Origin of the sequence: Cognatishimia sp. MH4019 (assembly GCF_020177595.1) — a bacterium.
Lineage (GTDB): Bacteria > Pseudomonadota > Alphaproteobacteria > Rhodobacterales > Rhodobacteraceae > JAHTBL01.
This window is the reverse complement of sequence record NZ_JAHTBL010000008.1, coordinates 100,475-120,087: the sequence shown is the minus strand read 5'-3', so window position 1 is coordinate 120,087 and position 19,613 is coordinate 100,475. Positions and strand designations below refer to the sequence as shown.

Annotated in this window: 17 protein-coding genes; 12 read left to right on the top strand and 5 right to left on the bottom strand. The window is 59.0% G+C overall.

All coding sequences use genetic code 11. From position 1 onward, the window contains the following. Positions 1-41: 41 nt before the first annotated feature. Positions 42-1,091 carry an ABC transporter ATP-binding protein gene (locus KUW67_RS14335; RefSeq protein ID WP_224826009.1) on the bottom strand — a complete coding sequence of 350 codons (1,050 nt, stop codon included), beginning with the start codon at positions 1,089-1,091 and terminating at the stop codon, positions 42-44. Between the two features lie 125 nt (positions 1,092-1,216). Between KUW67_RS14335 and KUW67_RS14330 the strand changes: the two genes are divergently transcribed. Further along, entirely contained in the window at positions 1,217-2,206 is a 990-nt protein-coding gene (locus tag KUW67_RS14330; protein WP_224826008.1) for an ester cyclase, read from the top strand. A 12-nt stretch (positions 2,207-2,218) separates the two neighbouring features. Here the strand turns inward: KUW67_RS14330 and KUW67_RS14325 are convergent, their stop codons facing one another. The 4 genes from KUW67_RS14325 to KUW67_RS14310 all read right to left on the bottom strand — a co-directional run bounded on the left by KUW67_RS14325 (position 2,219) and on the right by KUW67_RS14310 (position 6,554). Next, positions 2,219-3,619, bottom strand: a complete 1,401-nt coding sequence (locus tag KUW67_RS14325; RefSeq protein WP_224826007.1) for an amidase — start codon at positions 3,617-3,619, stop codon at positions 2,219-2,221. A gap of 33 nt (positions 3,620-3,652) precedes the next feature. Then, positions 3,653-4,558: a helix-turn-helix domain-containing protein gene (locus KUW67_RS14320; RefSeq protein ID WP_224826006.1), complete on the bottom strand. Its 906-nt coding sequence runs from the start codon at positions 4,556-4,558 to the stop codon at positions 3,653-3,655. 138 nt (positions 4,559-4,696) lie between these two features. Beyond that, positions 4,697-5,752, bottom strand: coding sequence for an ABC transporter ATP-binding protein (locus KUW67_RS14315; protein WP_224826005.1), 1,056 nt, complete (start codon positions 5,750-5,752; stop codon positions 4,697-4,699). Between the two features lies 1 nt (position 5,753). Beyond that, on the bottom strand, positions 5,754-6,554 hold the full coding sequence (locus KUW67_RS14310; RefSeq protein ID WP_224826004.1) for an IclR family transcriptional regulator: 801 nt from the start codon (positions 6,552-6,554) through the stop codon (positions 5,754-5,756). 148 nt (positions 6,555-6,702) lie between these two features. Here KUW67_RS14310 and KUW67_RS14305 point away from each other — a divergent pair, with 148 nt between their 5' ends. The 11 genes from KUW67_RS14305 to KUW67_RS14255 all read left to right on the top strand — a co-directional run bounded on the left by KUW67_RS14305 (position 6,703) and on the right by KUW67_RS14255 (position 19,552). Further along, positions 6,703-7,971 carry an ABC transporter substrate-binding protein gene (locus tag KUW67_RS14305; protein WP_224826003.1) on the top strand — a complete coding sequence of 423 codons (1,269 nt, stop codon included), beginning with the start codon at positions 6,703-6,705 and terminating at the stop codon, positions 7,969-7,971. Positions 7,972-8,101: 130 nt separating this feature from the next. Then, positions 8,102-9,004: a carbohydrate ABC transporter permease gene (locus tag KUW67_RS14300; protein WP_370635005.1), complete on the top strand. Its 903-nt coding sequence runs from the start codon at positions 8,102-8,104 to the stop codon at positions 9,002-9,004. A 2-nt stretch (positions 9,005-9,006) separates the two neighbouring features. Beyond that, the gene (locus KUW67_RS14295; protein WP_224826001.1) at positions 9,007-9,855 is read left to right on the top strand and encodes a carbohydrate ABC transporter permease; all 849 of its coding nucleotides are present in this window, start codon (positions 9,007-9,009) and stop codon (positions 9,853-9,855) included. Then, the gene (locus KUW67_RS14290; RefSeq protein ID WP_224826066.1) at positions 9,852-11,927 is read left to right on the top strand and encodes an alpha-galactosidase; all 2,076 of its coding nucleotides are present in this window, start codon (positions 9,852-9,854) and stop codon (positions 11,925-11,927) included. The genes KUW67_RS14295 and KUW67_RS14290 overlap by 4 nt, the downstream gene beginning before the upstream one ends. Next, positions 11,924-13,633 carry an IlvD/Edd family dehydratase gene (locus tag KUW67_RS14285; RefSeq protein WP_224826000.1) on the top strand — a complete coding sequence of 570 codons (1,710 nt, stop codon included), beginning with the start codon at positions 11,924-11,926 and terminating at the stop codon, positions 13,631-13,633. The genes KUW67_RS14290 and KUW67_RS14285 overlap by 4 nt, the downstream gene beginning before the upstream one ends. Next, positions 13,633-14,397: an SDR family NAD(P)-dependent oxidoreductase gene (locus KUW67_RS14280; RefSeq protein ID WP_224825999.1), complete on the top strand. Its 765-nt coding sequence runs from the start codon at positions 13,633-13,635 to the stop codon at positions 14,395-14,397. The genes KUW67_RS14285 and KUW67_RS14280 overlap by 1 nt, the downstream gene beginning before the upstream one ends. Next, on the top strand, positions 14,394-15,290 hold the full coding sequence (locus tag KUW67_RS14275; protein WP_224825998.1) for a 2-dehydro-3-deoxygalactonokinase: 897 nt from the start codon (positions 14,394-14,396) through the stop codon (positions 15,288-15,290). The genes KUW67_RS14280 and KUW67_RS14275 overlap by 4 nt, the downstream gene beginning before the upstream one ends. Beyond that, on the top strand, positions 15,287-15,889 hold the full coding sequence (locus KUW67_RS14270; RefSeq protein ID WP_224825997.1) for a 2-dehydro-3-deoxy-6-phosphogalactonate aldolase: 603 nt from the start codon (positions 15,287-15,289) through the stop codon (positions 15,887-15,889). Before KUW67_RS14275 ends, KUW67_RS14270 begins: the two co-directional genes overlap by 4 nt. After that, positions 15,886-16,746 carry an SMP-30/gluconolactonase/LRE family protein gene (locus KUW67_RS14265; RefSeq protein WP_224825996.1) on the top strand — a complete coding sequence of 287 codons (861 nt, stop codon included), beginning with the start codon at positions 15,886-15,888 and terminating at the stop codon, positions 16,744-16,746. The genes KUW67_RS14270 and KUW67_RS14265 overlap by 4 nt, the downstream gene beginning before the upstream one ends. Then, positions 16,743-18,644, top strand: a complete 1,902-nt coding sequence (locus KUW67_RS14260) for a beta-galactosidase (RefSeq protein ID WP_224825995.1) — start codon at positions 16,743-16,745, stop codon at positions 18,642-18,644. The genes KUW67_RS14265 and KUW67_RS14260 overlap by 4 nt, the downstream gene beginning before the upstream one ends. Continuing rightward, positions 18,629-19,552: an aldose epimerase family protein gene (locus KUW67_RS14255; RefSeq protein WP_224825994.1), complete on the top strand. Its 924-nt coding sequence runs from the start codon at positions 18,629-18,631 to the stop codon at positions 19,550-19,552. Before KUW67_RS14260 ends, KUW67_RS14255 begins: the two co-directional genes overlap by 16 nt. Positions 19,553-19,613 lie beyond the last annotated feature (61 nt).

Here is a 19,613-nt window from a genome sequence, read left to right as displayed (position 1 = left end):
GGCCATTTTCAGGCCCCACGCGCGGGGCCGATGCAGAGGTCTTAGCCTCCGATCCGTTCACCTGTTTCTGCGCTGAACAGGTGGCAGATTTCAGCCGGAATCGAGAAGTGGACTGTGTCGCCAATCTCGCACCGGTAATTCTTGTCGGCTTTCACGCTAAGCTGTTCGCCTGCGACGCGGATGGTGATCATGGTGCTGTCGCCCAAAAGCTCCATCGCGTAGGCTGGCGCATGCGCCTGACCGCCGGTCTCCGCCACGCTCGCATCCTCGGCGCGGAAGCCAAGTGTCACTTTGCCGTCGGGCGCATTCAGCCCGGGCACTTCCATGCTTTCCGCCCGGAAGGTTCCACCCGTGATCTCGCCTTCGATCAAGTTCATGGCCGGAGAGCCGATGAAGCTGGCCACAAATGTGTTGGCGGGGCGGTCATAGATTTCGGTGGGCGTACCAAGCTGCTGCACAACGCCTTTGTTCATTACGACAACACGGTCGGCCAGCGTCATCGCCTCGATCTGGTCATGGGTCACGTAGATGGTCGTGACTTTCAGCTCGTGGCTGAGGTTTTTGATCTGCGCGCGGGTCGAGACGCGGAGTTTCGCGTCGAGGTTCGACAGAGGTTCATCCATCAGGAAGACCTTCGGACGGCGCACGATGGCGCGGGCCAGAGCCACACGCTGGCGCTGACCACCAGAGAGTTCCGCCGGTTTGCGGTGCAGGAACGGCTCAAGCTCGACCATGCCTGCGGCGCGCATGACCCGTTCGTCATGGGTCGCAGGGTCGATCTTGCGGACCTTTAGGGGGAAGCGGATGTTCTCGTAGACGTTCAGGTTCGGATAGAGGCCGTAGGACTGAAACACCATCGAGATGTCGCGGTCTTTCGGCTCTTTGTCGTTGACGCGCTGACCGCCAATCAGGATGTCACCTTCTGAGGGGTCTTCAAGCCCTGCGATCATCCGCATGGTCGTGGTTTTGCCACAGCCGGACGGACCGAGCAGCACCAGAAATTCCTCGTCTCCGATGGTCAGATCGAAGTTATTGACGCCGATGAAAGAGCCCCAGCGCTTTCCGACGTTGCGAAGCTGAATCTCAGCCATTCGCGTCTCCCTGTTGTCGTGGTGCGATTTTTTGCACACGTTTGCAAAAAGGCTAGACTCCCGAGTTCGCCTTTGCCAAGTCAAATCTGCCAATTGCGGAAAATAAAACAGGGAAGGCCAGTTAAGTGACAGATTTTAGGGCAGAAATTCAGCAGGATCTTGCAGCGCTATGGCGGGGTGAGGCACAGGCAGAGGCGGTAATCGCACAGGAATCACTCTGGGATGTCGCTTGGCCCGTTAACCAATGTGCGGGGCGCGCGGAGATAATTGCGGACTATGTCGCCCCCCTGCGCGCAGCCTTCGAGGGGCTCCACCGCCGCGATGTGATCTTCGTCGGCGGTCAGAATATGCGCGAGGCCGGAGGGCGCTGGTGCGCCTGTATCACGCATTACATTGGCAACTTCACGAAACCCCTGTTTGGTCTTGCCCCATCGCATCGCATGGCCTGGCTGCGCTCAGGCGAATTCTACCGAATTGAGGACGGTCAGATTGTCGAGGCGAAGATCATCTTCGATCTGCCCGATCTGATGGTGCAAGCCGGGACGATGCCCCTACCCTCTTTGGGCACCGAGCTCACATTTCCTGCCCCCGCAACGCAAGATGGTTTGCTGCCTTCGAAGGGCGACGGCGCGGCATCCCTCGCGGTGGTGGAGGCGATGCTGTCCGATCTGCATGTCTATGATCCAGAGACGTTTGGATCGGAAGGGCAAACCGGCGCCAATGGCGTCTGGGCGGATGATATGCTGTGGTATGGGCCTGCGGGCATTGGCTCGAACTTCCAGTGGTCGGGCTTTGTGAAGGATCACCGGGAGCCGTTCCTGCGTGCCTTCCCGGACCGCAAGGGCGGCAATCACTATTGCCGCTTCGGAGACGGAGATTACGCCGCCATCTCGGGCTGGCCGTCGATGACGATGACGCATCAGGGCGCATATCTGGGCGTGCCTGCGACCGGCAAGGCGATGACGCTTCGGGTGATGGATTTCTACCGCATTGCCGGTGGCCAGATCGCAGAGAATTGGGTCACGCTGGACTATGGCGATCTGTTCCATCAGATGGGGGTTGATCTGATTGAACGGTCCAACGCGATGGGCAAGCAGGGCGTGCCGCGGACCTGATCCGGGGCGGGTTTACTTCAAAGCGTCTTGCAATCCCTCGGCAAGCGCAAGGAGCTTGCTGTCCGCGCCAGCCTTACCCACCAGTTGCGCCCCGATGGGTATCCCGTTGTCATCATAGCCGATCGGCAGTGTGACAACGGGCCAACCAAGCACCGTCAGTGGCAAGGTGAACCGTGTCAGCGCATCGAAATAGCCCAGCCGCCCGGCGCCGGTTTCAAAGGTCTGATCATAGGTCCGCACCCCGTTCTGATCGCGCAGGGGCGTTATATGCCTGAACGCGCAGACGGCTGAGACCGGTAACAGCAAGGCGTCCACATCTCGCCATGCTGTCAGCGCCGAGGCCCGTCGTTCGGCGAGCATTCTCAGGTTTGCCTTGTGGCGCGTGTGGTCGCGTTTGTAGCCCATATGCACATGGGCAACGAACCCCGGCGACGTGTCTTGTGCGTGCCGGTCGCGGCGCATGATCCAGCGGATCGGCCATGGCACCAGCGCGCCTGTTTCATATCCGATGATTTCGCCCGCCAAGCGGTAGATCTCGGGATCAAAGAGAGCCGTCATCGGATCGGCTAGGGTTGCGGGATGAACGGTTTGCAGCTTCTTGGAAAGGCGATCCCACCTCTCTAGGGTGACCTGATCGCCCATCTTCTGGCGGTCCGGCGTCCATATGGCGAGACGGGATTGCGCGATTGCAGTATCGGCGGCTTGTGCTTTTGACTGGAGGGTTTGCGAGATGTAGCGAAGATCTGACGCAGTCTTTGCGGTCAGCCCGATCCGGGCGAAATGGTCCAGCTTTTGCGCGCCGCGCAACATGCCATCGCGGGGCCACAGATCCTCGCTTGGGGTGTAGGATGTCACGCCGCACCATGCCGCGGGAATGCGTAAGGAACCGCCGAGGTCAGCGCCAATATCCAAGAGGCTCATACCGCTGGCGACAGCCGCAGCCCCGCCCCCGGTGCTGCCGCCTGCTGTGAAGAGCGGATTATGCGGATTACATGTCGGGCCACGGCGTTTGTTGCCGGTTTGAAAATCCATGGCGTTGGGGGGCAGCGCGGTTTTGCCGGTCACGACGGCACCGAGGGCCTGCAATCGTGCGACCAGCGTTGCCGAGCGGGTGTCGGGTTTGACGTTGAGGCGCTCCATGCCGAAGCCCGTCGGCCATCCCGCGACCGCGATCTGGTCTTTGACCGTGATCGGCAAACCATTCAGTGGCCCGGTGACCTTTTCGGGGCACGCCTCGCGTCTGGCCTCAAACGCGTTCAGGACGGGTTCTGCCATCTCTCGCCGTGCGGCCATTTCTGCATAGAGCGCCTTGCGGTGTGAGGGGTTTTCGATGCGTTGCACGACATGCGCGAGATCGTCGGTTGCGTCGCAGACAAGACGTTCGGCATCATTTGAAACTGACAATAGGGGCATCCACTGACCTCATCATTTGCAATTGATGATGACCTAAGGCGCAGATGCGTCGCGCGCTTTCCCGATTGTGCTTTTCTGCACCGGCAGAAAGATCAGAGCGGAGATTTCGGTTTTTGGCGCATCCGGGCGCGCTGACAGATAGGTTTCGAACATCCAGGATGGGCGAAAGGCAACGCCCAGTTGATCGAACCCAGCCCTGACGGACCGGTGCCATGACAAATGAAGCGTCGAGAACGGCCCAAAATGAGGAAAAACCGCAAAGAGACCGCCGGGCAGACCCCGCCATTGTGATGACCATGCCAGATCAAATCGATCCGACGCGATTGCGCCATATAGCGCCGTCGCATCGGGATCATTGTATCCTTTGGGGCCTTCGGGAAAAGCAGTGGCCAGCAGAGCGTTGCGACTTCCGAGTTCGGTGCCTAACGCTTTGAAGTCGTGATGGATGCTTTCGATATCACTGAAATAGACGCCGTCTTGCACGCCCTTGGTCTGGCGACAGCACATCCATTGATCGGGAATTTCGACCAGATCGCAGTTTGAAATCAACGTGCGCGATGAGAGGGGTCGCAGATAGGGCCTTGGCGGCAAACCCTCGTTCTGAGGTGGGAGACCTTTTTGACGGAAGTCCCGTGGGCTGATGCCGAAATGCGCGGTAAAGGCGCGGGTCAACCCGGCATGGGTCTGAAACCCGGTCTCAAGAGCGATGTCGATGATCCGGTCAGGCGTGTCCCGCAGCGCCAATGCCGCGCGTTCCAGCCGACGGCTGCGGATGTAGCCTGCCACGGTTTCACCGGTCACAGCTGCGAAGGAGCGCTGAAAGTGGTGAGGGGCCATACCGGCTTGAGTGGCAAGAGCGCCCATGCGCCATGAATGGCCAAGGTCCGATTCAATCGTGCGACAGACCTCGGCGATCCTGACAGACAGTATTTTGGGCATCTTGGCCGTGCGCTCGGTGATCTGTGTGGGTTCCTTAAATTAGGCAGCCTACCGCATAAAATCAAAAGAGAGTTGAGCCGTTCCGAAAGAGCGCCAATACACCGCGCAAGGTGGGGCGACGCTGCATCGGCGCGACGTCTACCTGATGCGCGCTTCGGTCTGTGTGTCAAACAGCATCGCGCGATCCGTCTCGAAGCTGAGGCCAACCATGTCGCCGATCTTGGAGCGTTCATCGCCACGTTCTTCGACGATGATCTTCTCGCCCGTGGGGGTGACAAGATAGGCGTAGGAGACGCCGCCCAGCGCCTCGGTCAGCTCGACCCGGTGGGTGTCACCTTTGGTCATCACCAGATGTTCGGGGCGCAGGCCGATTTGGACCTGGGTGCCTGGGGAGGGTATGGTGACGGGGAGCTTTACCGTCTCTTTCAGGCCCGGCACTTCTACATCGCCAGCGGTGATCTGGCCGTCAAGGAAGTTCATGGCAGGCGAGCCGATGAAGCCCGCGACGAAACGGTTGTCGGGGTTGCGATACAAATCCATGGGCGCGCCGACCTGTTCGATGCGGCCAGCGCGCAGCACGACGATTTTGTCGGCGAGCGTCATGGCTTCGACCTGATCGTGGGTGACGTAGATCATCGTCGCGCCGATTTCCTGATGCAGGCGCGCGATCTCGACCCGCATTTCGACGCGAAGTTCGGCATCGAGGTTGGAGAGGGGTTCGTCGAAGAGGAACACTTCGGGCCCGCGCACGATGGCGCGACCAATGGCGACACGCTGACGCTGACCGCCTGAGAGCGCTTTGGGTTTGCGTTTGAGATAGTCGTCGAGCTTGAGGACCTTGGAGGCGGCGGCAACCTTCTGGTCGATCTCGGCCTTGGGGTGGCCGTTCATTTTGAGGCCGAAGCCCATATTCTCAGCCACGCTCATATGCGGGTAGAGCGCGTAGGTTTGAAAGACCATCGCGACGCCCCGGTCAGAGGGATCAAGGCGGGTCACGTCACGGGGGCCGATATTGATCTGGCCTTCGGTGGTTTCCTCCAACCCTGCAACCATGCGCAGAAGGGTGGACTTGCCGCAGCCTGACGGGCCGACGAAGACACAAAACTCGCTGTCTTCGATCTGCAGATCAATGCCGTGGATCACTTGGGTTTCGCCGTAACGCTTGATGACGTTGGAAAGAGTGACTCCGGTCATGTCAGGATCCTGCGGTTGAGACTTGGGTTGGGAAATGCCACGCGCCAGCCTCTTCGGCGATGGCGTGGGCGGCGGCGCGGATATCGGGGACGAGCCGTTCGAGGGCGGCCAGATTGGTCCGCTGCGTCGTCGAGGTGACCGACAGCGCGCCAAGCACGCGATTGGAAGCGGTCAGGATGGGGTGGGCCACGCAGATGATGCCGGGCTCGTGCTCTTCGCGGTCAAAGCCGTAGCCATTGGCGTGGATATCGCTTAGCTCGGCGCGCAACGCGCGGGCACTGGTAAGCGTGTGATCGGTGAAGCGGTGAAAGCTCTGCTGGGCGATCACGCGGTCTTGTTCGGACGGCTCAAGAAACGCGAGCATCGCCTTGCCGACGCCTGTGCAATAGGCGGGGCCGACCTTGCCAGCCTGGGAATACATCTCGACCGGGTCTTTGGCGTTGCGTTTGTCGACATAAAGAACCTGCGCGTGATCGAGCTGGGCCAGATGCACCGTTTCGCCCACTTTGGCAGACAGCGCATCCAGATGAGGCCGCGCGATGGGCGCGAGGCTGGACTGTTGCCATGCGGCATGGGCCAGACGCACAAGACGCACGCCCAGCGAATAGACCTGACGATCCGGTTCATAGCTGAGCATGCCCTGTGAGGTCAGTGTCTGCACAAAGCGGTAGAGCGTGGCTTTGGGATAGGGCGACGCCGCGAGCAGTTCGCCAAAGCGCACCGGGCGGCCAAAGCCAGCCACCTGATCGAGCACATCAAGGGCTTTGCCCACGGTGCCGTCGCCATTACGCGGTGCGTTCATCCTTCTCCTCCCCGCTAGACCGGGATTCTGATGATCCCGTGACCGGCGCTGTTGACAAGCATAGGCGAGTCGGGATTATGATTTCAATATACAAAACTAAGTTTCAAATAATGAAACTGAAAATTCTGGAAGCACTAGGGAGGAAACCATGCATTCCATGCTCAAAGCGTCCATCGCGGCGCTTGCGACAACGGCTGTTCTGGCAGGCGGTGCGCCGGCCGAGGGCCACGGCGAAAAGCTGTCCGGCGATCTGAAGATTTTCCTTGATACATCGAACCCCGCGCCGCGCGCGACGATGGAGGACATGATCGCCCGCTTCTCAGAGATGCACCCCGATCTGACCATCGAAACCACGGTCATCGACCGCGAAGCCTATAAGACGCAGATCCGTAACTTCCTGACGGCCAATTCGCCCGACGTGGCGACATGGTATGCCGCAAACCGCATGACGCCTTATGTGTCCGCCGGTCTGTTCGAGGACGTATCGGATCTGTGGATGGAAGAAGACATCGCCACCAATCTGGCGTCGACCAAGGGTGCGATGACCATCGATGGCAAGCAGTGGGGCGTGCCATATACCTATTATCAGTGGGGCATCTACTACCGCGAGGACATCTTTAACGAGTTGGGTCTGGAAGAGCCGACCACGTGGGAGCAGGAGAAAGCCAACTGCCAGGTGATCCTGGATTCGGGTCGCAAATGCTACACCATCGGGTCGAAGTTCCTGTGGACCGCGGGCGGCTGGTTTGACTACCTGAACATGCGCACCAACGGCTTTGACTTCCACATGGAGCTGGCCCGTGGCGAGGTTCCGTGGACCGATGATCGTGTGCGCGCGACTTTCGCCAACTGGCGTGAGCTGATCGACATGGGCGCGTTTATCGACAACCACCAGTCCTATAGCTGGCAGGAAGCGCTGCCCTTCATGGTGCGTGGCGAGGCGACGGCTTATCTGATGGGCAACTTCTCGGTCGCGCAGTTCCGCGAGGCGGGTCTGACCGACGATCAGCTCGACTTCTACCAGTTCCCCGCGATCACCGAAGGGCTTGAGCTGGCTGAGAACGCACCGACGGACACGTTCCACATCCCGGCCAATGCGACCAACAAGGACAACGCCCGCGCGTTCCTGCGCTTTGTCGTATCGGCCGACAACCAGACGCTCATCAACAATGGTGAGAACCTGGGTCAGTTGCCGGTCAACGCGTCTTCGTCGGTCGATGATGACGAGTTCCTGAATCAAGGCTTCGAGATGCTTTCCTCGAACAGCCCCGGCGGTGTGGCACAGTTCTTTGACCGCGACTTCCCGGCTGAAATGGCAGCGGAAGCCATGCAGGGCCTGCAGGAGTTCATGGTGTTCCCAGACAATCTGGATGACATCCTGAACCGTCTGGAGAGCGTGCGTCAGCGCGTCTACTAAGAGCTTTCGGCAGGGCGCTGGCTTTACGCAGCGCCCTGCCCGCTTTGTCCTGATAAGCTCGCGTGCGCACGGGCTTTTCTGGTCAAAGACCCATCGGAGAGCCGCTATGACCGTTGCCACCGTTCCGGATATGAACCCGCCGCGTCGCAAGTCGTTTTACAAACGAAACGAGATTGCGCTGACCCCTTGGCTGTTTCTGGCCCCCGGCATCTTGTTCTTCGCGGTCTACGTCATCATCCCGATTTTCCAGAGCTTCAACCTGTCGCTTTACGCATGGGACGGGCTGGGCGAGGCGCGGTATATCGGCCTCGCAAACTATCAGGAACTGATGACCGACCGCGCGTTTGAAGTCTCCCTTTGGAACAACGTCAAATGGCTCGCCTTTTACTTGCTCGCCATCCCGGCGGGGTTATTCATTGCGCTGTTCCTGAATCAGACAGTCGTGGGTATCCGGCTTTATAAGTCGCTGTTTTTCTTTCCATTTGTGATCTCTCAGGTGGTCGTAGGTCTGGTCTTTGCGTGGTTTTACAACCCGTCCTTCGGGCTGCTGAACACGGCGCTGGGCTGGGTCGGGCTGGGGCCGATCAACGTGCTGGGCGACCCGACGATGGTGACTTACGGAATCATCGCCGCAGGGCTTTGGCCGCAGACGGCCTATTGCATGATCCTCTATCTGACAGGCCTGAACGCGGTCGATCCTGAGCAGATTGAGGCCGGGCGTCTGGACGGGGCCAAGGGCTTTCGGATGCTTTGGCATATCATCCTGCCGCAGCTGAAACCGGCGACGTTCATCTGCTTTGTGGTCACTATTATCGGGGCGCTGCGGTCCTTCGATCTGATCTCGATCATGACGAATGGGGGGCCGTTTGGATCATCCCGCGTGCTGTCGTTCTACATGTTTGAAAAAGCGCTGTCGGAATACGGCTTTCGCATGGGCTACGGCGCGGCCATCGCCGTGGTGCTGTTCCTGATCATGCTGATCTTCATCGCCTATTTCCTCTGGTCAATGTTCCGCGAAGAACGGGGGCATTAACGATGTTTCCGACCCCGATTGAGAAAACCTCCCGCTCTTGGCAATTCACCTATCAGAGCCTTTTGCCGCTCGCGCTGATCATGTGGCTGCTGCCGCTGATCGCGGTCGCAATCTTTTCGATCAAGCCAGCGGCAGATTTCGCGACCGGCAACTACTGGGGGGCGCCGACATCCTTTGAAGGCCTCACCAACTACATGGCCGTTTTCACGCAAAGCGACATGCCGCGTTACCTGATGAACTCGTTCCTGATCACAGTCCCCACCGTGTTGGGCTGCATCATCCTGTCATCGATGACGGGCTTTGCGCTGGGGGTCTACCGGTTCAAGTCGAACCTGCTGATCTTCTTCATGTTTGTGGCGGGCAACTTTGTGCCGTTCCAGATTCTGATGATCCCGGTGCGCGACCTCACGCTGCAGATGGGTCTGTATGATACAAAGATGGGGCTGGTGCTGTTCCACATCGCGTTCCAGACCGGGTTTTGCACGCTCTTCATGCGCAACTTCATCCGCGCCCTGCCCTTCGAGCTGATCGAGGCCGCACGGGTTGAGGGCATCGCAGAATGGCGCATCTATTGGTTCGTGGTGCTACCGCTGATGAAGCCCGCGCTGGCCGCGATGGCGGTGCTGGTCTTTACCTTTATCTGGAACGATTATTTCTGGGCGGTCGTGCTGACCCAAGGGCCAGAGGCGCAGCCGGTGACGGCGGGCATCACCTCGTTCAACGCGCAGTTCGGCGTGGCCTATCACATGCTTTCGGCAGGCAGCATCGTGGCGGCCCTGCCCCCGGTCGCGATGTTCTTTCTGATGCAGAAGCACTTCATCGCAGGGCTCACGCTGGGCGCCGTCAAATAGTGCACACATGGCGTGTGGATACGACAGCGCAGACGATTGCGCTGGCCTCGGATGGTGGTGTGCCATGGGTGAGCTATTGGGGCCCACCCTTGCCGAAAAGCGAGGATCTGGAGGCGTTGGCCAAAACCGGTCAGCTGGATTTCACCGGCGGGATGCTGGACGGGATCGCGCCCTTGTCGCTTTGCCCTGAGGCCGCCACGGGCTTTGCCGGGCAACCGGGGCTGATGGCCTATCGCGACGGCAAACTGCTGCAAACGCGGTTGCGCTTTATGTCGGCGGATCGGTTTTCGAAGGGGGATGAGAGTGATGACACGCTGCGTATCACCGTCGGTGATGACGACCTGACAGTTGTCTTCGTGTTTCATACGCGCGGGCCGATGATTGAGGCCTCCACTCAGTTAACCACGTCTAAGCCGGTGTTGCTGCACCGGTTGGCAGCTCCCGTCTTGCCCGTGCCGGAGGGTTGCACCGAGGTGTCTGACGTCGCGGGCAAATGGGTCGGCGAATGGCGCGTGCACCGGTCAGATATTCGCCACGGCATCCATATGCGCGAGGCGCGGCAGGGGCGGTCGGGGCATGATCATCCACCTTTCGCGATCCTGCATGATCCGGCGCTGTCGAACACAGATGGTGTCGCGTATTCAATGGCTTACGCGTGGTCGGGCGGTCATCGAATGATTATCGAGGCTCTGCCTGATGGGCGTCGCCAGGTGCAATGGGGCCATGCCGATGGCTCTGCCCGGATCGGCACAGAGTTCGCAACGGCTCCGCTAGTTCTGATCGCCGGCACGGCTGGCTATAACAGCGTGTCGGTGCCGATGCAGCGCCATGTGCGCGAGACCTTGGTGCCTTGGGTCAAGCGGGATCGACCCGTTCATTACAACTGCTGGGAAGCGGTCTACTTTAACCATGATTTCGAGGTGCTGCGTGAGATTGCAGATCGCGCAGCCGCCCTTGGCGCAGAGCGCTTCGTGCTGGATGATGGATGGTTCGGGTTGCGCGACGACGACACGTCGGGCTTGGGCGATTGGCAGATTGATCCGCGCAAATGGCCCGCGGGCCTAAAGCCGCTTATTGATCATGTGCGCAAACTGGGAATGGGCTTTGGGCTGTGGTTCGAGCCCGAGATGATTAACCTTAACAGCGACCTCGCGCGCGCGCGTCCCGATTGGATTTTGGGCGCGATGGATCAGCTTGAAGGGCGTCAGCAGCGCGTGCTCGACCTCTCTCGCCTTGATGTGCGGGAATATATCGTAAATCAAATTTCCAAACTCTTAAGCAATAATGAGATAGAATACATCAAATGGGACCATAATCGTGTGCTGCCCGTTTCGGATGCGGCACAAACCTATGGGATCTATGATGTGTTTGCCCGCCTGCGGGCGGCCCACCCGAAGGTTGAGATTGAAAACTGCTCTTCCGGGGGCGGTCGCATTGATCTTGGGATGATGGAATTTACTCAGCGCGTTTGGCTCTCGGATAGCAACGACGCCGTAGAGCGTGCGCGGATTCAACACGATTCCGCGCTATTTCTGCCCTGCGCAATCACCGGCAGCCATGTCGGGCCGCGCATCTGTCATACATCCGGGCGCAAGCTGAACATCAAGCTACGCGCCTGGACTGCGGCGCAGCGTCATATGGGTTTCGAAATGGACCCGCGCGAGCTGACCGACGACGAGGCGGAGTCGCTGACACTGATCACCGCTTGGTGGAAAGAGAACCGCAGCTGGATGATGGGCGCGGACATCCTGCGGCTTGATACAGAAGACGCCGCAGTTCTGGCAGAGCAGCAAATCAGCGCCGAGGGCGACCGGTTTGTGGTCTTCCGCACACAGATTTCCAATAGCACCCAAATCTCGCCGCGTTTACTAAGGTTAACAGGGTTGGAGCCTGACGCCGTCTATGAGATCAACCTGCTGAACAAAGCCGATGGCAGCCATTTGTCGCGCGGAGCCCTTGAGTTGAAGAACGGTCCGGTAAGGTTAACCGGGCAATCGTTAACGGCGCGGGGTGTTGCACTGCCCTGGGCTTTCCCCGAGACAATCTGGGTCCTGGAGGGCCGCAAGATATGACCAAAGATCGCCGCAATCGCGCTTGGTACGGCAAGCTGGACAAGGACGGTTTCATCCACCGGTCGTGGATGAAAAACCAAGGGTTTCCGGATCACGCGTTTGATGGTCGTCCGGTGATTGGCATCTGCAATACGTGGTCGGAACTGACACCATGCAACAGCGGCCTGCGAACCTTGGCCGAGGGGGTGAAACGCGGCGTTTGGGAAGCCGGTGGCTTCCCGGTTGAGTTCCCGGTGATGAGCCTGGGCGAGACACAGATGAAGCCGACAGCAATGCTGTTTCGGAACCTTTTGAGTATGGATGTCGAGGAGTCGATCCGCGCCTATGGTATTGATGGCGTTGTGCTTTTAGGCGGTTGTGACAAGACAACGCCAGGACAGCTGATGGGGGCTGCGTCGGTGGATTTACCGTCAATCGTGGTCAGTTCAGGGCCGATGCTGAACGGGAAATTCAAAGGGCAGGACATCGGATCGGGCACGGATGTCTGGAAGTTCTCGGAAGCGGTACGGGCGGGCGACATGACCTTGCAGGATTTCATGGCCGCCGAGTCTGGCATGTCGCGCAGTGCAGGCGTTTGCATGACGATGGGCACGGCCTCGACCATAGCGTCTTTGGTCGAAGCGATGGGGATGTCTTTACCCACAAACGCCGCTTTGCCAGCCGTTGACGCGCGACGGATGGCGCTGGCGCATCTGACCGGCAAACGGATTGTGGAAATGGTCGACGAGGACATCAAACCGTCTGACGTATTAACCAAGGAAGCGTTTGAGAACGCGATCCTGGCGAATGCGGCTGTGGGCGGTTCGACCAATGCGGTGGTCCACCTGCTCGCACTCGCGGGACGGGTCGGTGTTAACCTTGATCTCAAGGATTTTGAGATCGGTGGAGAGATTCCACTGTTGGTTAACTGCATGCCATCGGGCAAATACCTGATGGAAGATTTCTGCTATGCGGGCGGGATGCCGGTTGTTCTGAATGAACTCAAAGACCATTTGCGACCCGCGATGACCGTCCTGGGTGGCGATATCAGCGCCTATGCAGACGGCGCTGAATGCTACAATCGTGATGTGATCCATGGCTTTGATGACCCCGTGAAACCAGCCGCAGGATTACGGGTTTTACGCGGGAACCTGGCGCCCAATGGCGCGATTGTGAAACCGTCTGCTGCGACTGACGCATTGCTGGAACATGAAGGGGACGCCTTCGTGTTTGAGAGTATCGAGGACTTGAAAGCCAACATCGACCGCGATGATTTGCCGGTCACACCACAGACGATTTTGGTGCTGAAAGGCTGCGGGCCGAAAGGGTATCCGGGGATGCCGGAAGTGGGAAATATGCCGATCCCAAAGAAACTGGTGCAGCAGGGTGTGCGCGATATGATCCGGGTGTCAGACGCACGAATGTCGGGCACAGCGTATGGGACTGTGATCTTGCATGTGTCGCCGGAAGCGCAGGCAGGCGGGACTTTGGCTTTGGTTAAAACAGGCGACCGGATCAAGGTGTCGGCGGCCTCTGGCACACTTGAGTTGATGGTTGATGAAACTGAGCTGAAAGCACGCCGAGATATGTGGCAATCGGATGAACCTAATTATTCAAGAGGCTATGCAAAGTTGTATATTGATCATGTGCTTCAAGCAGATCAAGGCGCTGATCTGGATTTTCTTGTGGGCAAAGACACCCGCCCCGTCACGCGGGAGAGCCATTGATGGACGCCGTATTTCCAGACTTAAAAGGCGCGTCTGTCTTCATCACAGGTGGAGGAGCGGGCATTGGAGCCTCGATCACGGAAGGATTCCTGAAGCAAGGCGCGCAGGTGGCGTTTGTCCAACGCTCGGACGCGTCAGACTTTTGTGACGAAATGGAAGGCAAGCACGGGGTTCGACCCTTGTTCTTGCCGTGTGACATTACCGATATTGGCGCGCTGAAAAGTGCGATTGATCACGCGGCGGAAGCACATGGCGCCATCTCTGTTCTGGTTAACAATGCAGCGAATGATAAGCGCCATGAGACGCTGGCTGTCGACGAAGAATTCTGGGACTGGTCGCAAGCCATTAATCTCAAAGCGTACTTCTTTGCGTGTCAGGCGGTGTTGCCGGGGATGCAGGCGGCGAAGGGTGGCGCAATTATTAACTTCTCCTCTGTCAGCTACATGATGGGTAACAGCGGTTATCCGTCTTACACGACTGCGAATGCGGGGATTACGGGCATGACGCGGAGCTTGGCGCGCGAGTTTGGACCGGATGGGATCAGGGTTAATGCGTTGGCTCCAGGGTGGGTTTTGACGCAAAAACAGCTGGATATGTGGGCCGATCCAGAGAGCTTGGCGGATCATTTGGAAAAGCAGTGTTTGAAAGAGCATTTGGCGCCGGCGGATGTGGTTGGCGGAGTTTTGTATCTGGCGTCAAAAGTGAGCCGAATGATGACCGGTCAGGTCATGGTGATCGACGGCGGCGTGGTGACGACGGGATGAGCAAACCGGACTGGATAGCGGTCGATTGGGGCACCTCGCACTTGCGCGTTTACGCAATGTCGGGCGGGTCTGTTTTGGACGAGCGCGCGTCGGACGATGGCATGGGATCGTTGGAGCGTAACCAGTTTGAGGGAGCGCTTTTGGCGCTCGTGTCGGATTGGTTGGGAGACCGGACGCCGGTTTTGGCTTGCGGCATGGTCGGCGCGCGCCAAGGCTGGGTTGAAGCGCCTTATTCGAGTGTGCCAGCGGCAGTGGATCAGGTGAAGATGGTTAATGCGCCGACCTCGGACGCGCGCTTGGATGTGCGGGTTTTGCCGGGAGTGAAACAGGTGCAACCAGCCGATGTGATGCGCGGGGAAGAAACGCAAATTGCGGGGTTTCTCGCCCTGAACAAAGGATGGGACGGGGTAATTTGTTTGCCCGGAACTCATAGTAAATGGGTTTTGGTGAGTGCTAATGAAATCGTTTCGTTCCAGACATTTATGACAGGGGAGCTGTTTGCCTTGCTGTCAGAACAATCGGTGCTGCGGCACACAGTGACGACTGCAAACTGGGACGAAAGCGCGTTCTCAGAGGCCCTGTCGGATTCGATGGCACGACCAGAGAAGTTGGCGGCGAAGCTCTTTTCGATCCGGGCGGAGAGTTTGGTTAATGGAACAGCCGCTGAGGTTGGACGCGCGCGGCTTTCGGGCCTTTTAATTGGCGCGGAACTGGCAGCGGCGCGGCCGTATTGGTTGGGCCAAAAGGTGGCAGTGATTGGCGCGCCAGAGGTCGCGCGGCTTTACGTGGCGGCTTTGGCCGAACAGGGGGTTCCTGCGACACACGTGCAGGGCGACCGGATGACAATTGCGGGACTGAATGCGGCGCGATTGCGGGAAGGGATCTCGGCATGACACGGGCGTTGATAGCAATTTTGCGAGGGGTCACGCCGGATGAGGCGGTGCCGATCTGTGGCGCGTTGATCGAGGCTGGCATCGACTGGATCGAGGTGCCGATGAACTCTCCGGAGCCAGTTGAGAGCATCACCAGAATGGTTAACGCGTTTCCGGATGCGGTGATCGGCGCTGGCACAGTGTTAACCACATGTGAGGTCGATGCGATCGCGGAAGCGGGCGGACGGTTGATTGTCTCGCCAAACTGCGATGCAGAGGTGATCGCGCGCACCAAAGCGCGCAGCATGGAGAGCTGGCCGGGTGTGTTTACGCCAACCGAGGCGTTTGCAGCGCTGAAGGCGGGCGCGGATGGGTTAAAGCTGTTTCCGGGTGATATGGCAGGCACCGGAGGGCTGAAAGCGATGAGGGCGATCTTGCCGAAAGGTACGAAAGTGTACGCTGTGGGTGGCGCAGGGCCGGAGAATTTCGCGGACTGGATTTCAGCGAGCGCAGACGGATTTGGATTGGGCTCGGCGATCTACAAACCTGGGATGAGCATGGGCGAAGTAGCAGCGCGGGCGCAGGATATCGTGGCAGCTTATGACCGGGCAGTGGCATGAGCGTTGTCTTTGATGACAGCGTTTGCATGCTTGGCGAAGGGCCACTTTGGCACCCTGAGCGGCAACAGTTCTTCTGGTTCGATATAGATGGCAAAAAGCTAATAACGCATCAAGATAGCTATCAAAAAGTATGGCAATTTGATGAAAACATTTCAGCCGCGGGATGGGTCGATAAGGATCGATTGCTTATGGCCTCGGAAACCGGGCTCTATGTTTTCACGATTGAAACCGGCACTTCTGAGCTGTTGGTGAAACTGGAAGCGGAGACCGCTGTGACACGCTCGAACGATGGGCGCGCGGACCCTTGGGGCGGGTTTTGGATCGGCACAATGGGCAAGAATGCTGAGCCGGATTTGGGCGCGATCTATCGGTATTATCAGGGGGCGCTGACGAAGCTGTATGTGAACGTCACGATCCCGAATGCGATCTGTTTTTCGCCAGATCGGCGCTTTGCCTATTATGCGGATACAGCGACCAAACAGGTGATGCGGCAGGCGTTGCGAGCAGAGGACGGGATGCCGGACGATTTTGCGGAGCTGTGGCTGGATTTGCGCGACGAAGGTTTAAACCCCGATGGCGCTGTTATTGATGCCGATGGACGGATATGGCTGGCGCAATGGGGCGCTGGGCGGGTCGCCTGCTACAGTCAAGACGCGCAACTTGTTGAAACTATTGAGTTTCCCGCGCGTCACACTTCATGCCCGGCCTTCGGCGGGCCCGATCTGCAAACGCTCTATTGCACAAGCGCGGCGATTGGGGTTTCCAAGGTGCAGCGGGACTTGGAGCCGACAAACGGGATGACCTTCGCCGTTAAGGTTAATGCGACAGGGCAAAAAGAACATCAGGTGATCTTATGAAGCGCGCATTAGGCGTCTGTTATTACCCAGAACACTGGCCAGAAGCGATCTGGGCCGAGGATGCGGCGCGGATGGTCGAGACGGGAATTTCCTGGGTCCGGATTGGGGAATTTGCGTGGTCTCGGCTGGAGCCGTCCTTCGGGGATTTGCAGTTTGACTGGTTGGACCGCGCGATTGGCGTGCTTGGGTCGGCAGGGCTGAAAGTGATTCTTGGCACGCCGACGGCGACGCCGCCGCGCTGGATGCTTGACCGGCATCCGGACATGCTGGCCTGGGACGCGGAGGGACGGCCGCGTGGCTTTGGATCGCGCAGGCATTATGATTTCAGCTATGACGGCTACCGCGAGGAATGTGCGCGGATCGTGGACATTCTGGCGCGGCGCTATGGGGCGAATCCGCACATCGCTGCGTGGCAAACGGATAATGAGTATGACTGCCACGACACGGCGCTGTCCTATTCGCCCGCGGCGGAGCGCGCGTTTCAGAACTGGTTGGCGGAAACCTATGGCACCATTGACGCGCTGAATGCGGCGTGGGGCAATGTCTTTTGGTCGATGGAGTATGACCATTTCGAGCAGATCGAGCTGCCAAACCTGACGGTGACTGAACCGAACCCGAGCCATGTGATGGCGTTTCGGCGGTTCAGCTCTGACATGGTGGTGAAGTTCAACAAGGTGCAGGTGGGGCTGATCCGGGCGCAGACGGACGCGCCGATTATCCACAACTATATGGGTCGCGTGACGGCGTTCGATCACTACGACGTGGGTGCGGATCTGGATATCGCGTCTTGGGACAGCTACCCGATTGGGTTTTTATCGGATCGATTGGAGGAAGCCCCCGAGCACAAGCAGCATTATTTGCGGCAGGGCGATCCGGATTTTCAGGCGTTTCACCATGACTTGTATCGCGCTGTCGGCAAGGGCCGCTGGTGGGTGATGGAGCAGCAGCCGGGGCCTGTGAACTGGGCGCCGTATAATCCTGCCCCCCTGCCCGGCATGGCGCGGCTTTGGGCGTGGGAGGCGTTTGCCCACGGGGCCGAGACGGTCACATACTTTCGCTGGCGACAAGCGCCATTTGCGCAGGAACAAATGCATGCGGGGTTGTTGCGCCCTGATTCCGAGGCAGCTCCGGGGTTGGCTGAGGCCGCGCAAGTGGCTCAGGAATTGGAGGACGCACCGGACGTGTCTGTGACGCAGGCTCCTGTGGCACTGGTCTTCGATTATGCATCGCAATGGGCGTGGGAGACGCAGCCTCAAGGCGCGGATTTTGACTATTTCCGGCTGTGTTTCGAGATGTATCGCGGGCTGCGCAAGCTGGGGCTTTCGATTGATGTTCTGCCGCCTGATTGCGCTAATTTGAGCGGCTATAAAATCGTCCTTGCGCCGGGGCTTTTGCAGCTGTCGGACGCGTTGAGAGAAGCATTGGCAACGTTCGACGGGCAAGCGGTGCTGGGGCCGCGCACGAATACGAAGACGGCGGAGCTGACGATCCCGACGTCGATGGGGCCGGGCATTGCAGGGCTGGATGCGACGATTGCGTTCACGGAAAGTGTCCCGCCCTCCGAGCTGATCCCGCTAACGCGGGGTGGTGTTCTGGTGAAGTGGTTTGAACATCTTGAGGGCGATGCCGAGGTGGTCGAAAGTGTAGTCGACGGGCGGCCTGCGATGGTGCGCGCGGACAGGGTGCACTATCTTGCGGGATGGCCGGATGAGACTGCTTTGGACCGCATCTTGCGCGATCTGTGCGAGGTGGCGGGTCTGGTCACGCTCTCACCGCCCGATGGCTTGCGCCTGCGCGACACGGGGGCGCATCGCTTCTACATCAATTACAACCCCCATGAGGTCGAATTTGATGGGCTTCTGATCGGGGCGGCGGATGTCACATGGCGGCCCTTATAGCGTCCTTTGGAACGAGCAAAGCAGGCGCATCCGTGCACCGCGCGGTGCTGGACAATGGCGAGCTGCGGGTCGCTTTTCTGAGCTACGGCGCGACGGTGCAATCGGTTTTGTTCAGCGGTCAGGAGATGACTGTTGGCGGGGCGACAATGGCGGATTACGAAGGGCGGCGCCGCGTCTTTGGCGCGTTGGTGGGACCAGTGGCCAACCGGATCGGATACGGACGCGGAGAGATTCACGGCGTTCTGCATCGGTTCGAGGTGAACCGTGCGCCGCATATGCTGCATGGGGCCTCGGCTGCGCTGCATTTGCGGGTCTGGAATATGGCGCTGGAAGGTGAAACGGTGGTCTTCCGCATCACCTGCGCAGATGGCGAGGCCGGGTTTCCGGGCAATCGCGAGATTATCGCACGCTACCGCTTGGGCGGCTCGGCGCTGGAGTTGGAGATCGAAGGGCGCACGGATCAGCCGACACTGATGAATATCGCCAATCATTCCTATTGGAACTTAGGCGGCAATTTTGCAGATCATCATCTGCAAATCGACGCGGATCACTACTTGCCGACAGATGACACCAGCCTTCCAACCGGCGAAATCAGTGATGTGAGCGGGACGCCCTATGACTTCCGCGAAGGGCGGCGGTTGATGGAAGGGGTGCCGCCGCTGGATCATAACTTTTGCCTGGCTACGGGCGGTCGTGCCGTGTTGAGCGGTCCATCCGCGCGGATGACAGTTGAAACCGATGCGCCCGGTCTCCAAGTGTATGACGCGGCAACGCAAAGCCCGAATTACTGCGGACTTGCGCTGGAAGCCCAGCACTGGCCGGATGCGCCAAATCACGCTGATTTTCCCACAATTTTGGTGCAACCGGACGAGGTTTATCGCCAAAAAACGCGCTGGATTTTCGCCTAGATTTCAACCGGGACAGGCTGACGCGCGGTGTGCGGTCGCACCCGGCTGAAAGAGCGATCCA

Bases quoted from the DNA above. Each gene is read 5' to 3' on its own strand.
- KUW67_RS14275 (WP_224825998.1), top strand. From the start codon at position 14,394: ATGAGCAAACCGGACTGGATAGCGGTCGATTGGGGCACCTCGCACTTG.
- KUW67_RS14320 (WP_224826006.1), bottom strand. From the start codon at position 4,558: ATGCCCAAAATACTGTCTGTCAGGATCGCCGAGGTCTGTCGCACGATT.
- KUW67_RS14280 (WP_224825999.1), top strand. From the start codon at position 13,633: ATGGACGCCGTATTTCCAGACTTAAAAGGCGCGTCTGTCTTCATCACA.
- KUW67_RS14265 (WP_224825996.1), top strand. From the start codon at position 15,886: ATGAGCGTTGTCTTTGATGACAGCGTTTGCATGCTTGGCGAAGGGCCA.
- KUW67_RS14285 (WP_224826000.1), top strand. From the start codon at position 11,924: ATGACCAAAGATCGCCGCAATCGCGCTTGGTACGGCAAGCTGGACAAG.
- KUW67_RS14310 (WP_224826004.1), bottom strand. From the start codon at position 6,554: ATGAACGCACCGCGTAATGGCGACGGCACCGTGGGCAAAGCCCTTGAT.
- KUW67_RS14335 (WP_224826009.1), bottom strand. From the start codon at position 1,091: ATGGCTGAGATTCAGCTTCGCAACGTCGGAAAGCGCTGGGGCTCTTTC.
- KUW67_RS14315 (WP_224826005.1), bottom strand. From the start codon at position 5,752: ATGACCGGAGTCACTCTTTCCAACGTCATCAAGCGTTACGGCGAAACC.
- KUW67_RS14300 (WP_370635005.1), top strand. From the start codon at position 8,102: ATGAACCCGCCGCGTCGCAAGTCGTTTTACAAACGAAACGAGATTGCG.
- KUW67_RS14325 (WP_224826007.1), bottom strand. From the start codon at position 3,619: ATGCCCCTATTGTCAGTTTCAAATGATGCCGAACGTCTTGTCTGCGAC.
- KUW67_RS14305 (WP_224826003.1), top strand. From the start codon at position 6,703: ATGCATTCCATGCTCAAAGCGTCCATCGCGGCGCTTGCGACAACGGCT.
- KUW67_RS14270 (WP_224825997.1), top strand. From the start codon at position 15,287: ATGACACGGGCGTTGATAGCAATTTTGCGAGGGGTCACGCCGGATGAG.
- KUW67_RS14255 (WP_224825994.1), top strand. From the start codon at position 18,629: ATGGCGGCCCTTATAGCGTCCTTTGGAACGAGCAAAGCAGGCGCATCC.
- KUW67_RS14260 (WP_224825995.1), top strand. From the start codon at position 16,743: ATGAAGCGCGCATTAGGCGTCTGTTATTACCCAGAACACTGGCCAGAA.
- KUW67_RS14295 (WP_224826001.1), top strand. From the start codon at position 9,007: ATGTTTCCGACCCCGATTGAGAAAACCTCCCGCTCTTGGCAATTCACC.